Here is a 14483-nt window from a genome sequence, read left to right on the forward strand (position 1 = left end):
TCCCACCGGTCGCCGGACAGCATGGACATCTCGGACTGCGGGCAGGCGGCCAGTGGGCGGCGCGACGGTGAACCGCCGTGGACGACCTCCCGGTCACGCCGGGTTTGGTCGGCCGGTGGCCGGGCACGCAGTCAGTTCCACAGCTTCTGCGAGGTGATGATCGTGCGTGAGGACGACATGCGGCAGGACGCCGCCCGCCAGGCCGAGGATCGGATCGCCGGAGGCGTGTACGGCAAGGGAGCCGTCGAAGAGGTGACGGTGCCCCGCACCGATGTGCTGAGCGAGATTCAGCGCGACGACCCGCTCGACCCGGCGCACGAACGGATCGACCCGCAGGTGCTGCGCGACGGCGGCCCGGTCGGCGGGCAGGGCGCGGTGACCACCACCGGTGGCACCGCCGGTCCGGCGAGCGTACGCAGGGTGGCCCGGCAGCCGGAGCGCCACCCGGGCAAGGTCGCACCGACGACGACCGGCGACGCCACCACCGGCGGTCTGAGCACCCCGATGGGTGGTGGCACCAGCGACCAGTCCACCTCCGCGACCGGACCAGCCAAGTCCATCCAGGATCACGCGGGCGACTAGAGCCCACTGTGATCATGAGGTTGGCGTGGCTGTCGGAGATGACAGTCCACGCCAACCTCATATCGACAGAGGGGTTGACCGGGAGGCCGGGGGATCAGCTTGCGGGGCGCAGGATGCCCAGGCGTTGGGTGGCTCGGGTGAGCGCGACGTAGAGGTCACTGCGCCCACGCGGCGACTCGGCCACCATCCGGTCCGGGTCGACGACCAGCACCGAGTCGAACTCCAACCCCTTGGCCTGCGCCACGGTCAGCACCACGACCCGGCTCTCCAGCTCCGGATGCTCGCCCACGGCGGCCTCCGGCAGGGCAGCGGTCACGGCCGCGCCCAACTCGCCCACCCGGCCGGCCGGCACCAGCACGCCGAGCCGACCCTCGGTCAACCGGGCCGCGTCGCGGGCGGCCTCGGCGACCAGCTCCGCCGCCAACCTCTCGTCGGGCACCGCGCGGTCCCACGGGGGTACGCCGCTCTCCCGCACCGAGCGGGGCGGACGCAGCGCCGGGTCGATCTCCGCCAGCACGTCGGCGGCGACCGCCATGATCTCGGCCGGGGTGCGGTAGCTGACCGTCAGCTCGGTCAGCCGCCACCGCTGGGCGACGTACGGGGCGAGGGCGTCCGCCCAGGAGGGCGTGCCGCTGAGCGCGCCGGTCTGTGCGACGTCCCCGACGATCGTCATCGACCGGCTCGGGCAGCGGCGCATCAGCAGCCGCCACGCCATTGGCGAGAGCTCCTGTGCCTCGTCCACGATGACGTGGCCGAACGCCCAGGTCCGGTCGGCAGCGGCCCGCTGCGCTGTGGTCAGGCGGTCGGCCTCCTCCTGCCGCTCCAGCAGCCGGTCCGCGTCGATCAGGTCGGTCACGCCGAGGATCTCACCGCCCTCGGCCTCGTCCTCGACGTCGATCGAGCGGGAACCCCGGGCGATCTCCAGCACGCCCTCGGCGTACTCCCGTTCCATCATCCGGATGCGGTCCCGCCGGGCGGCGGCGGCCCGCTCGTCCTCGCCGAGCAGCTCGGCGGCCTCGTCGAGCAGCGGCACGTCGGCCGGCGTCCACCCACCCGGCTCCCGCCGCAGCAACTCCCGCTCGTCCTCGGTCAGCATCGGCGCGGCGGCGGCGATGCGCTCCGGATCGGCGTACAGGTCGGCGAGCAGCCGCTGCGGGGTGAGCACCGGCCACAGCCGGTCCAGGGCGGCCTGGATCTCCGTCTCCTCGCGCAGCTCGCGGCGGATCTCGGCCCGGTCCGCCTCGTCGAGCAGGTTGTCCCCGCCCAGCGGATCGGCGCCGATCCGCTCGGCCACCTGGTCGGCGATGGCGTGCACGATCTCCACGTCGAACAGCGCGCGGGCCAGGTTGTGCGGGCGGTCGACGCGGCGCACCCGCTCCCGGGCCGCCCGCACGATCTCCGGGTCGAGGGTCAGCGTCTCCCGCTCGACCTCGATCTCCAGCGGCTCGTCCGGCACCCACTGCCGGTCCCGCACGGCCAGCGCCAGAACCTCGGCGAGCACCGCCCGGCCCTTGAGCGCCGCGGTCTCGGCCGGTTCGGTCCGTTGGGCGCTCACCCCCGGGAAGAGATCAGCCTGGGTACGCAGCAGCACGCCGGTCTCGGCCAGCGTCGGCAGCACCTGGGAGATGTAGCGCAGGAAGGTCGCGTTCGGGCCGACCAGCAGCACGCCCCGGCTGGAGAGTTCGCGGCGGTGGGTGTAGAGCAGGTACGCCGCCCGGTGCAACGCGACAGCGGTCTTGCCGGTGCCGGGCCCGCCCTGAACCACCATGACGCCCGGCAGCTCCGCGCGGATGATCTGGTCCTGTTCGGCCTGGATGGTCTCGACGATGTCGCGCATCCGGCCGGTCCGGCCCGCGTTGAGCGCGGCGAGCAGGGACGCCTCGCCGGTCAGCTCCTCGTGGCCGCCGGGGGCGGCGGTGTCGATGTCGAGCACCTCGTCGTTGAGGCCGGTGACCTTGCGCTGCCGGGTGCGCAGGTGCCGGCGCCGACGTACGCCCTGCGGGTTGGCGGCGGTGGCGAGGTAGAACGGGCGGGCGGCCGGAGCCCGCCAGTCCATCAGCAGCGGGTCGTAGTCACCGCTGGTGTCGAAGATGCCGATCCGGCCGATGTAGCGGCGGGAGTCGTCGTCACCGTCGAGGCGGCCAAAACAGAGCCCATTCTCCACGGCGGAGAACTGCTCGACCTGATCGGCGTACATCGCTACCGAGCTGTCGCGCTGCGAGCGGTCCTGGAGGGTGCCGCCGGTGTTGCGCAGTTCGGCGGTGAGCCGGTGGGTGGCCTGCTCCCGCAGCCCGTCCAGCCGGTCGTAGAGCATCGAGACGTACTCCTGCTCGCGACCGATCTCGTCGTCGAGCGGCAATTCGCCGGAACCGCCGGAGTGCCTTGACAAGCCGTCTCCCTAAAGATTAGAATCCTTTGCAGGAACGGCTTTTAGCCGTTCTTTTTTGTGTCCTCGAACTGTTGAAGATAGCGCGTTCCGTCGGTTCTCACCAAGCCGGACGGGTCGGCGCGCCGGTGATCGCGAGGTGGCGGCGGATGATCCTGCGGACCGGGCAACGGGTGGTCTTCATCGGCGACAGCATCACCGATTGTGGTCGACGCGACAACGCCGCGCCCTACGGAAGCGGCTATGTCAGCCTCGTGCGCGCCCTGGTCGACGCACGGCACCCCGAGCTGCGGCTGGAATGGGTCAACCGGGGTGTGGGCGGCGACACGGTCCGGGACCTGGCCGCCCGCTGGGATGACGACGCCATCGCCGAGCGCCCCGACTGGCTCGCGGTGCTGATCGGCATCAACGACATCTGGCGGCACTACGGTGACCGGCCGGATGAGGCCGTCGGCATCGAGGAGTACGAGCGCACCCTGCGCGACCTGCTCCGTCGGGCGGTCGACGCCACCGGCTGCCGACTGATCCTCGGTGACCCGTTCCTCATCGAGGCCGACCGGAGCGTCCCGCAACGCGCCGACACCGACCGGTACGGAGCGGTCGTGGCGGGGCTGGCGACCGAGTTCGACGCGGTGCACGTGGCCAACCAGGCGGCGTTCGACCGGGTGCTGGCGGTGAGTCCGGCGACGCGCTGGGCCGACGACCGCGTACACCCGCACCTGCCCGGCCACGCGGTCCTCGCCGACGCCTACCTCACCGCCCTCGGCGTCTCCTGACCTCAGCCCGACCCACAGCGAAGCGCCGGGCCGACCGTCAGGTCGACCCGGCGCCAACACCGTGTGGATCAGCCGCGCGCGGCCTGGTAGAGCCGCTCCGGGGTGACGGCTCCGGCGAGCACCCGGCCGTCATCGGTCAGCAGCACGCTGAACAACTTGCTGCTGAAGAGCCGACCGCTGCCCCAGTCACCACTGACCGCCGGCAGCCCGCCGAGCAGCTTCGACGTGTCCACGTCCGGCGAGCCGGCCGGTGGCGCAGCCGGCTTCGCGGAGGTCTTCGGGCCGCCGTCAACCCCGTCGAGGCGGGCGACCAGCACGGTCGTCCAGCCGGAGCCCACCGTACGCACCTGCGGGTCACCCGAGGGTGCGGCGTGGCCAGGCTTGCCGGCGCCCGGGCCGGCGGCCGGCCGCTCCGCCTTCTCCTCGGTGACCGTCACACCGGGCGGCGGGTTGAAGGTGAACTGGTCGGCGTCCGGGCGGCGGTAGTCGACCTGGGTGAAGGCCATCTCGAACGCCGGCCGGTCGCTGCCCTTCGCGAGCACCTCGAAGCGCAGCGGCACGTGCTGCTTGGCGTCGATCGCGATCCGCAACTGGTGCACCAGTGAGTCCTTGTCGCGCGGCTGGAGCACCAATTCGTAGGCGTCCTGGCCGGCGACCGTGGCCGAGCGGCCGACGCTGACCTCGGTGCTCGGGTCGATCGCGCCCAGCGCCAGGTCGGCGGCCTGCTGCGGGGTGGCGGGCATGGTCGGCCCCGGCTCGGGGACCGACTTTCCGGCGCCGGAATCGCCGCCCAGCGTGAGGTGCTTGGCGGTGTTGCTGCGACTCTGCCAGGTCCAGACGTCCCGGCCGTTGCGGATCACGTCCTGCTCACCCAGGGTGTCCAGCAGCGCGACCCGCTGCTGATCCGGGCCGGAATACCAGACCCGCAGGGTGTGCGTGCCGGTCAGCATGGTGGTCAGCTCGTTGCCGGAGACCAGCCCGACGAGTGGTGGCAGGCCGAGATCGGCGCGCTGCACCACGGTCCCGGACAGCCCCTCCAGCCGGGAGGTCTGCAGATCGACCAGAAGCTGGGCCGCGGTGCGCGGTGGCAGGCTCGGCTCCGCCTCGGCGGCGAACGTGCCGATCGCCGCACCCCCGCCGATGACGGCGACGGCAGCCGTTGCCGGGACCAGCCAACGAAGGACGGGACGGCTTCTCAGAACGGACATGGTGACACCTCCTCCGCACATCCTCCCCCCTGTGCCCTGTGAGTGTGCTGAGGACGCCGGACCGGCACGATTGACCCGGGTGGCACCCTTGGACCGTGCGCTTGCTGGTGGTGGAGGACGAAGCCCGGTTGGCGGCCGCCCTGCAACGCGGCCTCCAGGCGGAGGGGTTCGCGGTGGATGTGGCGGGGACCGGTCCGGCCGGCCTGGACGCGGCCCGGCACGGCGGGTACGACGCCATGATCCTCGACGTGATGCTGCCCGGCCTCTCCGGCTACGAGCTGGTCCGGCGGCTGCGAGCGGAGCAGCACTGGTTGCCGGTGCTGATGCTCTCCGCCAAGGACGGCGAGTACGACCAGGCCGACGGCCTCGACTGCGGGGCCGACGACTACCTGACCAAACCCTTCTCGTACGTGGTGCTGCTGGCCCGGTTGCGGGCGCTGCTGCGCCGGGGCGCGCCGGAACGCCCGGCGGTGCTGGCGGTCGGTGACCTGCGACTGGACCCGGCCCGCCGACGGGTGACCCGGGCCGACGACGAGGTGACCCTGACCGCGCGGGAGTTCGCGTTGCTGGACTACCTGATGCGCCGGCCCGGCCAGGTGGTCTCCAAGACCGAGCTGCTGGACCACGTCTGGGACGCGAGCGTGGAGACCGCGCCGAACGCCGTCGAGGTGTATGTCGGTTACCTGCGCCGCAAGCTCGGCCGCGACCGGCTGGAGACGGTCCGGGGTGCCGGTTACCGGCTGGCGACGTGATCGGCGACGCTCCGGTGGGTGCCCGCCGGGCGTGGCTCGGCTGGATGCCGGTGCTCGGGCTGCGGGGGCGGCTCATGGCGCTCGGAGTGTTCGGCCTCACCATCGGGCTCGCCCTGGGCGGGGTGGTGCTGCTCGGCGCGCTCGGCTTCGTGCTCCAGCGGACGGTCGACACCGAGGCGTTCCGGACCGCCGACGCGGTCGCCCTGCTCGCCGCCGAGGACGCGCTGCCCGACCCGCTGCCGGTGGCCGGTGGCCAGGTCCGCGTCCAGGTCGTAGACGCGCAGGGGCGGATCAGGGCCGCCTCGATCGATGCCGACCGGCTGGTGCCGATGGTCCGCCCGGAGCGGCTGGACCGCGACCGCCGCCAGCGCCTGGACGTGCCGGCCGAGCGGGTCGGGCTCGCCGGTCCGGTCCGGGTGGTCACCGTGCCCGCCGGCACCGCGGCCGACCCGCTCACCGTGCTGGTCGCCCGCTCGATGGCCGACGTGCGGCACAGCACGCACGTCGTCCGGACCATCCTGCTGGTGGCGTTTCCCCTGTTGGTGGCCGTGCTGGCCACCGTGGCGTGGCGGGTGGTGGGCGCGACCCTGCGCCCGGTCGAGGCGCTCCGCCGAGGCGCCGAGGAGATCACCGGGCGGGCCGGCGCCGGCCGGTTGCCGGTGCCCGCGTCGGCCGATGAGATCCACCGGTTGGCCGTCACCCTCAACGGCATGCTGGACCGGCTGGAATCCGCCCGGATCCGCCAGCGGGCGTTCGTCTCCGACGCCGCACACGAGCTGCGCAGTCCGTTGACCAACATCCGGACCGAGCTGGAGGTGGCCCAGCGTCTCGCCGACCGGACGGACTGGACGGCGGTCACCACCAACCTGCTCACCGACACCGAGCGACTGAGCCGGCTGGTCGACGACCTCCTGCTGCTGGCTCGCCTGGATGAAGCGCCACCGACCCGGGGCGTCGGCCCGGTGGAGTTGGGCGCGCTGCTGGCCGAGGTCGCCGCCCGTTACCCGTCGCCGCCGGTTCGGTTGACGCCGCCGCCGGGCCCGCTCTGGACGACCGGCAACGCCGACGAGCTGCGGCGCGTGCTGGCCAACCTGGTCGACAACGCGGTCCGGCACGCGTACGGCAGTGTCGTGCTCGCCGCCGAGGCGGCGTCGCCGGACGGGCCTGGCTTTGGGGCGTACCACCTGGTGACGGTGACTGACGACGGCCCGGGGATCCCGGTCGCGGACCGGGAGCGGGTCTTTGATCGGTTCACCCGGCTGGATGACGGACGGGCCCGCGACGACGGGGGCGCCGGCCTGGGGCTGGCCATCGTCCGGGAGTTGGTGCGACGTGCGGGCGGCAGCATCAGCCTGACCGACGCGCCGGAGCAGGCTGGGTTGCGAGTGTGTCTGCTGCTGCCGGCGTTCCCGGGCGAGGACGGCCATGGGCCACAGATTGACGGTCCGTGACGGCGAAGTGCCTGCCCCACCCACCCACCGATGACCCTTTGCTCTGCACTCGCGGGCGCGACAGCTACGAAGCGTGATAAATCGCCGATGCCTGTCGGAGCGGCTGCCGCGACGTCTCAGCTGTTCGTCCGCCGTGGTGCATCGAGGTAAGCAAAGCAAAGGCGGGGTGGGATGTGTGGCTGGGTGCGCCGGAGGTAACGGAATGTCACAGCGGGTTCGTCAACGGGCAAGCCACGCTGAGTGAGGTCGGCGAGGCGTGCCGGCGGGGCCTGCCTGGCGGGTCAGCGGCGGCGGGTGCAGACCTGCTCGGAGCTGGCGACGGTGTCGGTGGACCAGACGACGGCGACCGTGAAGCAGTAGTCGTTGGTGCGGTTGAGCGCGTAGATGACGTAGCTGGTGGTGCCCGCGGGCAGCGTCGCGAAGACATTGCGGTCCTGGCCGGTACGGCCACCCGCGATGACCACCGGACCCTCGCTGCCGGCCGGGTAGGTCCAGTTCAGCGCGATGCTGTCCCGGGTGTCGCGCAGCGTCACCGCGCCGGGCGGACTGCCGGGCGGAGCCGCGTCGCCAGCCGACGCGGGCGGGGTGCCAGTGGGGGCGGGCGCGGTGCTGGCCGGTGAGGCGGCGCTGGGGGAGCCGCTCGCCGGTGGCGGGGTCGGCTCGTCGTCGCCGTCGACCCGAGCCACCCCGGCGATCACGGCGGCGGCGCCGAGCAGGACCACGACCACGCCGGCCACCAGCACCGGCACCAGCCGGTTGCGCTGCGCCGACGGCGCCCGGTGCACGGGCACCGGCAGCAGCCGGGACGGTGTGTACGGCTCGAGTGGCGCGTACGGGTCGGACGGCTCATACGGGTCGGACGGCGCGTACGGGTCGGACGGCGGGTGCGCGTCGGCCCGGCGAAGCCGGTACACCCCGGACTGCTCCTCCGTGCCGCCGGCCAGCCCGACCACGGACGGGGGCACCGGGGTGTCGGTGGTGTACGACGAGGGTTCACTCGCCGGCTCGGGTGGCCATCTGGTGCCTGCCGGCCCGACCGGTTCGTCGGCGGGCACCCGGGGGTTCGGAACGGCGCCGCCGCCCGCGGCCGCCCCGGTGTGGTGTGGGGGAGGAGCGGGCGGGTGGTAGTCGGAGTCGGCCGGGTCGTCGCGGTGCGGAGGGACACGGGCGGCCGGCACCACCGGCGTGTCCGGGGCCGTGGGCGGGTCGTCGGCGCAGGCGTGGTCGGGGTTGGCCGCCGCCCGGGCCAGCGTCGCCACCTGTGCCGCCAGCGGGTCGTCGGCGGGCAGGTGCTGCCGGCACAGCTCGCGGGCCAGTGCCAGGTTGTCGTGCGCCTCGGCGAACTGCCCGCAGTCCCGCTGCATCGCCCCGAGCCGCGCCAGCATCTTGATGCCGCTGGGGTGCCCGTCGCCGTACACCTCGCGGTGCAGCTCCCAGGCGTCCTGGAGCCGGTCACGGGCCACTGTGCACTGCCCGCGGGCGTACTCGACCGTGGCCAGGTCGGCGTGCGCCGCGAGCACCCGCAGCGACTCCGGACCGTCCTGTGCGGTCAGCTCGATGATGACTTCCTGATAGAGCCGGGCGGCCCTCGAATGGCTGCCGACCCGGTGCAGCACCGCGGCCAGGGTCGCCGCGGCGGCCACGGTGCGCGGGTCGGAGCGGCCGTGCAGTCGGGTGGTGGCCGCGTATGCGAAGGCGGCCCACCCCCGGGCCGAGTGCGGCTCACCGAGGGCCACCAGCACCCGCGCCTGGAGGCTGGCCGCCTCGGCCAGCTCTCCGGTGGCGTTGGCCGGGCGGGGGTCGGCGTCGGTGAGCGCGTCGGAGAGCAGCTGCTGCGCGCCGGCGAGATCACCGGCCGACACGAGGTGGTGCGCCTGATCAGTCAGTTCGCCGAAGCCGGAAGACACGCCCCATCGTGCTCATCCGACGACGGTAAGTACAAGACCCGCGCCGGTGTCGATTGGTCAGGATCCGGTCAGGTGCTCGGCCAAGGTCTCACTGATCCCGCGCAGCTGGTCGACCTGGGCGGGGCTCAACGCGTCGAACAGGTGTCGTCGTACCCCCTCGACGTGGCCGGGCGCGGCGGCCGCGAGGGTGGCGAAACCCTCGTTGGTGAGCACGGCGATCTGCCCTCGTCGGTCGGTAGGGCACTCCTCGCGGCGCACCCAGCCGGCGGCCTCCAGCCGGGCCACGGCGTGCGAGAGCCGGCTGCGCGACGAGCTGGCGGCCTGGGCCAGTTCGCTCATCCGCAGTTGGCGGCCTGGGGCCTCGGAGAGTTGGACCAGGATCTCGTAGTACGCGTGCGGCATGCCCGCCTCGCGTTGCAGCTCGCGGTCGAGCGTGTCCATCAGCACCCGGGTGGCGGTGAGGTACGCGCGCCAGGTGCGTTGCTCGTCGGGGTCCAGCCAGCGGGTCATGACCGCCATCATACCCCCTGTAGTTGAACGTTCAACCAAATCGCGCTAGTCTCGGGTCATGGGTATCCACCGGCTCAACCACGCGGTCCTCTACGTCAGTGACCTCGCCCGCAGTGTCGCGTTCTACCGCGACGTGCTGGGCTTCCGCCCGGTGGCGATGACCCCGGACGGCTTCCGGGGTGCCACCTTCCTCCAGGCCTCCGATTCCACCAACGACCACGACCTCGGCCTGTTCGAGATCGGTGCCGCGGCCGGGCGGTCGACCGCCGGTCGGGCCACCGTCGGCCTCTACCACCTCGCCTGGGAGGTGGACACCCTCGACGAGCTGGCTGCCACCGCCGAGCGACTCGCCGCCGCCGGCGCGCTGGCCGGCACCTCCGACCACGGCACGACCAAGAGCCTCTACGGCAAGGACCCGGACGGTCTGGAGTTCGAGATCGTCTGGCTGATCCCCGCCGACCTGCTCGACGACAGCGCCCTCGCTGCCCGCAAGCAGATCGGTCGGCTCGACCTGGACGCCGAGCGGCAGCGCTACGGCGGGCAGACCAGGGGCGGAGTGGGGATCTCCGTCCCGGCCTGATCGGTCGTACGGTAGAACGGACCGATGCCGACCGACCGGACCACCGATTTCCTCCGCGAGCTGCTGGTCCGCCAGTTGACGACCTGGCTGCCCGCGGCCCTGCACCGCTCCCGGCGGGCCACCGTCGCACTCGCCGGCACGACCGCCGGCAGCGCGGAGGCCGCGCTGCGCCTGATCGCCGCGCACGGTGACCAGGCGCGCGGCCGGCAGGTCACGGTGCTGGTGCTGGCCGACGGCGCCGCCGACCTGCCGGCCCGACTCGGCCCGATCGAGGCGGAGCTGCCCGCCGAGGTCACCGTGCACCTGCTGCCCGGTGACCCATACCGCCTCCCGGTCGCCGTGAAGGCCGCCGGGGCCGCTGGCGCCCCACTGTTCTCCTTCGTGGACCTGCCCGGCGCCGTGACGCCGAAACTGCTCACCGCCGCGACCAACGGTCGCACCGGAGAGCTGCTGCTGCACACCGGCGACAGCGCCCGTGACGCGCTCGTCTCCGCCGGCTTCCCCCTGGTCGCCGAGGTGGCGCCGGTGCTGCCGGACGGCGACGCGGCCGGTGTGATCGCGTTCGGCAGCCGCTCCGACCGGAGCCTGGAGGCGGTCCGCGACGCGCTCTGGGCGATCGGCGCGGATCTCGACGTGCGCTACCGCGACCCGGCCGACCCGATGGGCGCGACTGTCGACGTGGCCGGCGATCCCGACCTCGAACCACTGATCCGCGAACTGCTGGCCGAGCTGCGTGAGGGCGGGTCGCGGCCGGTCACCGAACTGCGCCGGCACACCCTCACCGCGACCGTCTACCGTGCCGCCGACGCCAACCGGGCGCTCGCCGACCTGCTCGACGCGGGTGAGGTGCGGCGCGACCGCGAGGTCGGCAAGCTGGCCGGCGACGAGATCATCGCCCTGGCGCGCTGAGCATCCCGCACCCCACAGACGCCGAGCGGGGTGCCGGTGAATCACCGGCACCCCGCTCGACTCCCGGGATGATTACGACCGGGACTTGTCCTGCTTCCAGGACAGCGGACCCGGCAGGTCGACCCGGTGCGCCTTGGCCTTCGAGTTCCAGGACCAACGACCGATCTTGATGCTCCACGAGGAGAAGCCGTTCTCGGTGAAGTTCAGGATGATCGGTCCGTACTTCTTGCGCTTACGAAACATGAGGCCCATCGGAGGTCTCCCCTCGTCACCGTTCCCTGCCGTGTCGAGATCGAACATGCCCGAACCGACAACTTTTGAAACCCTCTCGGTGTCCGTCCTGGACAGTGAGCGCTATCCCTATTCAGCAGGTAGGTGTTGCGCCCGGGTAAACGCAGCTAGGGGCGCTTCGTAACATCGGCAGCGATAGAAGTCTCACCTTCTGGAAGACCGTTGACCGCTCGATCCCGTGCCCGGCAACATGAGGTCATGTCGCAGCGGGATGAGCTCCTCCTCACCGCTCGTGTGCACGTCGACCTGGTCCGGCACGCGAGCGCGCTCTGTTGAGCTGACCGGTTCGTCCGGCTCGGCTCCAGCGCCGCACTCCCACCGCCCGCCCGCTCAACGCGGAGCAGCGTGCCTTCACGCCCACATCGGGCGTCCCCGCTCCCACCGTGGACAGATCAGGAGACTCCTCATGTCCCCACCTCGTCGCGCCATCCTGCGTACCCTCGGCGCCGTCGCCGCCCTGACCCTGCTGACCGGCACGGCCGCCTGCGGCGCCGACGCCGCAGCCGGCGGAGGCCAGACCACCGAACTGCGCTACCAGGGCTCGGTCGGCCAGGTCACCCTCCCCGAACTCGCCGCCGACCTCGGCTACCTCGGCGACGTCAGACTCAACTGGATCGGCAACGTCACCGGCGGCCCGCAGGACATCCAGGCCACCGCCACCGGGCAGAGCGACTTCGGCGGAGCGTTCAACGGCGCCATCGTCAAACTCGCCGCCGCCAACGCACCGATCACGGCCGTGGTCAGCTACTACGGCTCCGACGCGCAGACCTTCCAGGGCTACTACGTGCTCGACGACAGCCCGATCCGCAACCCTCGCGACCTGATCGGCAAGAAGGTCGGCATGAACACCCTCGGCGCGCACGCCGAGGCCGTGCTCAAGACCTGGCTCGCCCGCGGCGGTCTCAACCCCGCCGAGGTCAAACAGGTCGAGTTGGTCGCCCTGCCCCCGGTCAACACCGAGCAGTCGCTGCGGCAGAAGCAGATCGACGTCGCGGTGCTCGGCGGGGTGATCCGGGACAAGGCCGTCGCCAGTGGCGGCATCCGCACCATCTTCACCGACTACGAGCTGCTCGGCGCGTTCAGCGGCGGCACGTACGTCTTCCGCGACGACTTCATCAAACGCAACCCGCAGACCGTGAAGGCGTTCGTGACGGGGGTGGGCAAGGCCATCGAGTGGGCCCGCACCCAACCCCGCGAGACCGTGGTCACCCGGATGCGGGACATCATCACCAAGCGGGGTCGCAACGAGGACCCGTCGCTCGTCGCGTACTGGAAGAGCAGCGGCGTCGCCGGCCGGGGCGGCGTGATCGACGAGCAGGAGTTCGGCACCTGGATCGACTGGCTCGCCGCCGAGGGCGAGCTGAAGGGCGACCGCCCGAAACCGTCCGACATCTACACCAACCGCTTCAACCCCTTCGTGGACGGGGGCGGCGCGTGAGCACCGACAAGATCCTCTTCGACCGGGTGAGCAAGACCTTCCCGGTCCGCGCCCACCGGCGTGGCAGCGCCGGCGCGGTCACCGCGCTGGACCAGGTGACCCTCGGGGTACGCCCCGGCGAGTTCCTGGTCGTCGTCGGTCCGAGCGGCTGCGGCAAGTCCACACTGCTCGATCTGCTCGGCGGCCTCACCCGACCAACGGCGGGCCAGGTGCTCGTCGACGGTCGGCCCGTCACCGGCCCGGGCCTGGACCGGGGCATCGTCTTCCAGCAGTACGCGCTGCTGCCCTGGCGCACCGCCGCCGGCAACGTCGCGTTCGGACTGGAGGCCAAGGGGGTGCCCCGCGCGGAACGCGCCGACCTGATCGGGTACCACCTGGACCTGGTCGGTCTGCGCGGCTTCGCCGACCGCTACCCGCACGAGCTGTCCGGTGGGATGAAACAGCGGGTCGCGATCGCCCGCAGCCTCGCGTACGACCCGGACGTCCTGTTGATGGACGAGCCGTTCGCGGCCCTCGACGCGCAGACCCGCGACTCGTTGCAGGACGAGCTGGTGCGGATCTGGGCCCGCACCGGCAAGACCATCGTGTTCATCACCCACGGCATCGACGAGGCCGTCCACCTCGGTCAGCGGGTGGCCGTGCTGACCTCCCGGCCGGGACGACTCAAACAGGTCATCGACATCGACCTCGGCGACCGGGACGCGGTCGAGGACGTGCGCTCCACCGACGCGTTCCGCCACCACCGGCACGAGATCTGGACCCTGCTGCGTGACGAGGTGCGTGCCGCCCAGGCGGCCGAGGGCACCGGCGTCCGGCACCCCGAGGAGGCCCGCGTTGGTTGACATCGCCGAACGTCCCACCCGGCTGGCGGCCGCACCCGCCGTGCCGGACCGTGTCGTCCCCGGCCGGGCCGGCCGACTGCTCGGCGTCGGGGCGAGGGTGCTGCACCGTACCGTCGCCATCGCCGCGCTGGCGGCCATCTGGGAGGGCGCACCCCGGCTCGGGCTGGTGGACCGGGTCTTCCTGCCCCCGCTGTCCGAGGTGCTGGTGGCCTGGTGGGAGCTGCTGCGCAGCGGGCAGCTCGCAGAGCACGTGGGTGCGAGCCTCACCCGGTCACTGGCCGGGCTCGGTCTGGCGGTGCTCACCGCCATCCCACTCGGCCTGCTGATCGGCTGGTACCGGCCGCTCGCCGAGCTGCTCAGCCCCCTGCTGGAGGTGTTCCGCAACACCGCCGCGCTGGCCCTGCTGCCGGTGTTCGTGCTCATCCTCGGCCTGGGGGAGACCTCCAAGATCGCCCTGGTGCTGTACGCGTGCTCCTGGCCGATCCTGCTGAACACCATCGCCGGGGTGAAGGGCGTCGACCCGCTGCTGATCCGATCGGCCCGCTCGATGGGGCTCAACCACCTGCGGCTGTTCCAGAAGGTGATCCTGCCGGCCGCGGTGCCGACGATCTTCACCGGCGTCCGGCTGGCCGGGGCGTACTCGATTCTCGTGCTGGTCGCGGCCGAGATGGTCGGCGCCAAGGCCGGCCTCGGCTACCTCATCAACTACGCGCAGTACAACTTCGCGATCGCCGACATGTACTCCGGGATCATCACGATCTCCGCCATCGGCCTGGTCGTCAACCAGCTCCTCGTCGCCCTCGAACGTCGCTTCTCCACGTGGCGCGTCGACGTATCGGCCGGATAGGACG

Annotated in this window: 15 protein-coding genes; 10 read left to right on the top strand and 5 right to left on the bottom strand. The window is 72.2% G+C overall.

The features are described 5' to 3' along the window. Positions 1-162 precede the first annotated feature (162 nt). Positions 163-582, top strand: coding sequence for a hypothetical protein (locus HNR22_RS27690; protein ID WP_179782821.1), 420 nt, complete (start codon positions 163-165; stop codon positions 580-582). 94 nt (positions 583-676) lie between these two features. On the opposite strand, the gene HNR22_RS27695 is transcribed toward HNR22_RS27690, so the two are convergent. Next, positions 677-2971 (bottom strand): HelD family protein, encoded by a 2295-nt coding sequence (locus HNR22_RS27695; RefSeq protein WP_179782822.1) that lies wholly within the window; start codon positions 2969-2971, stop codon positions 677-679. A gap of 146 nt (positions 2972-3117) precedes the next feature. Here HNR22_RS27695 and HNR22_RS27700 point away from each other — a divergent pair, with 146 nt between their 5' ends. Next, the gene (locus HNR22_RS27700) at positions 3118-3744 is read left to right on the top strand and encodes an SGNH/GDSL hydrolase family protein (protein WP_179782823.1); all 627 of its coding nucleotides are present in this window, start codon (positions 3118-3120) and stop codon (positions 3742-3744) included. A gap of 68 nt (positions 3745-3812) precedes the next feature. On the opposite strand, the gene HNR22_RS27705 is transcribed toward HNR22_RS27700, so the two are convergent. Beyond that, a complete protein-coding gene (locus HNR22_RS27705; protein ID WP_179782824.1) occupies positions 3813-4952 on the bottom strand; it encodes a LolA family protein in 1140 nt (379 codons plus the stop codon). A 95-nt stretch (positions 4953-5047) separates the two neighbouring features. Here HNR22_RS27705 and HNR22_RS27710 point away from each other — a divergent pair, with 95 nt between their 5' ends. Beyond that, on the top strand, positions 5048-5704 hold the full coding sequence (locus tag HNR22_RS27710) for a response regulator transcription factor (protein ID WP_088946934.1): 657 nt from the start codon (positions 5048-5050) through the stop codon (positions 5702-5704). A gap of 74 nt (positions 5705-5778) precedes the next feature. Then, positions 5779-7155 (top strand): ATP-binding protein, encoded by a 1377-nt coding sequence (locus HNR22_RS27715; protein WP_179783745.1) that lies wholly within the window; start codon positions 5779-5781, stop codon positions 7153-7155. A 281-nt stretch (positions 7156-7436) separates the two neighbouring features. On the opposite strand, the gene HNR22_RS27720 is transcribed toward HNR22_RS27715, so the two are convergent. Then, positions 7437-9062, bottom strand: coding sequence for a tetratricopeptide repeat protein (locus tag HNR22_RS27720; protein ID WP_179782825.1), 1626 nt, complete (start codon positions 9060-9062; stop codon positions 7437-7439). Positions 9063-9119: 57 nt separating this feature from the next. Next, complete coding sequence (locus HNR22_RS27725; RefSeq protein WP_179782826.1) at positions 9120-9581, bottom strand: MarR family winged helix-turn-helix transcriptional regulator; 462 nt, start codon at positions 9579-9581, stop codon at positions 9120-9122. Between the two features lie 49 nt (positions 9582-9630). Between HNR22_RS27725 and HNR22_RS27730 the strand changes: the two genes are divergently transcribed. Next, positions 9631-10152 carry a VOC family protein gene (locus HNR22_RS27730; RefSeq protein ID WP_179782827.1) on the top strand — a complete coding sequence of 174 codons (522 nt, stop codon included), beginning with the start codon at positions 9631-9633 and terminating at the stop codon, positions 10150-10152. A 24-nt stretch (positions 10153-10176) separates the two neighbouring features. Further along, complete coding sequence (locus HNR22_RS27735; RefSeq protein WP_179782828.1) at positions 10177-11061, top strand: hypothetical protein; 885 nt, start codon at positions 10177-10179, stop codon at positions 11059-11061. A 72-nt stretch (positions 11062-11133) separates the two neighbouring features. Here HNR22_RS27735 and HNR22_RS27740 read toward each other — a convergent pair whose 3' ends face one another. Beyond that, the gene (locus HNR22_RS27740) at positions 11134-11313 is read right to left on the bottom strand and encodes a DUF4236 domain-containing protein (protein ID WP_053653605.1); all 180 of its coding nucleotides are present in this window, start codon (positions 11311-11313) and stop codon (positions 11134-11136) included. Positions 11314-11550: 237 nt separating this feature from the next. Here HNR22_RS27740 and HNR22_RS32085 point away from each other — a divergent pair, with 237 nt between their 5' ends. The 4 genes from HNR22_RS32085 (at position 11551) to HNR22_RS27755 (ending at position 14479) form a co-directional block, all read left to right on the top strand. Further along, positions 11551-11628 carry a putative leader peptide gene (locus tag HNR22_RS32085; protein WP_349881247.1) on the top strand — a complete coding sequence of 26 codons (78 nt, stop codon included), beginning with the start codon at positions 11551-11553 and terminating at the stop codon, positions 11626-11628. Between the two features lie 130 nt (positions 11629-11758). Further along, positions 11759-12790, top strand: a complete 1032-nt coding sequence (locus tag HNR22_RS27745) for an ABC transporter substrate-binding protein (RefSeq protein WP_179782829.1) — start codon at positions 11759-11761, stop codon at positions 12788-12790. Then, positions 12787-13632, top strand: coding sequence for an ATP-binding cassette domain-containing protein (locus tag HNR22_RS27750; RefSeq protein WP_179782830.1), 846 nt, complete (start codon positions 12787-12789; stop codon positions 13630-13632). Before HNR22_RS27745 ends, HNR22_RS27750 begins: the two co-directional genes overlap by 4 nt. Beyond that, complete coding sequence (locus HNR22_RS27755; RefSeq protein ID WP_179782831.1) at positions 13625-14479, top strand: ABC transporter permease; 855 nt, start codon at positions 13625-13627, stop codon at positions 14477-14479. Before HNR22_RS27750 ends, HNR22_RS27755 begins: the two co-directional genes overlap by 8 nt. Positions 14480-14483 lie beyond the last annotated feature (4 nt).

This window comes from Micromonospora jinlongensis (assembly GCF_013410645.1).
GTDB lineage: Bacteria > Actinomycetota > Actinomycetes > Mycobacteriales > Micromonosporaceae > Micromonospora > Micromonospora zamorensis.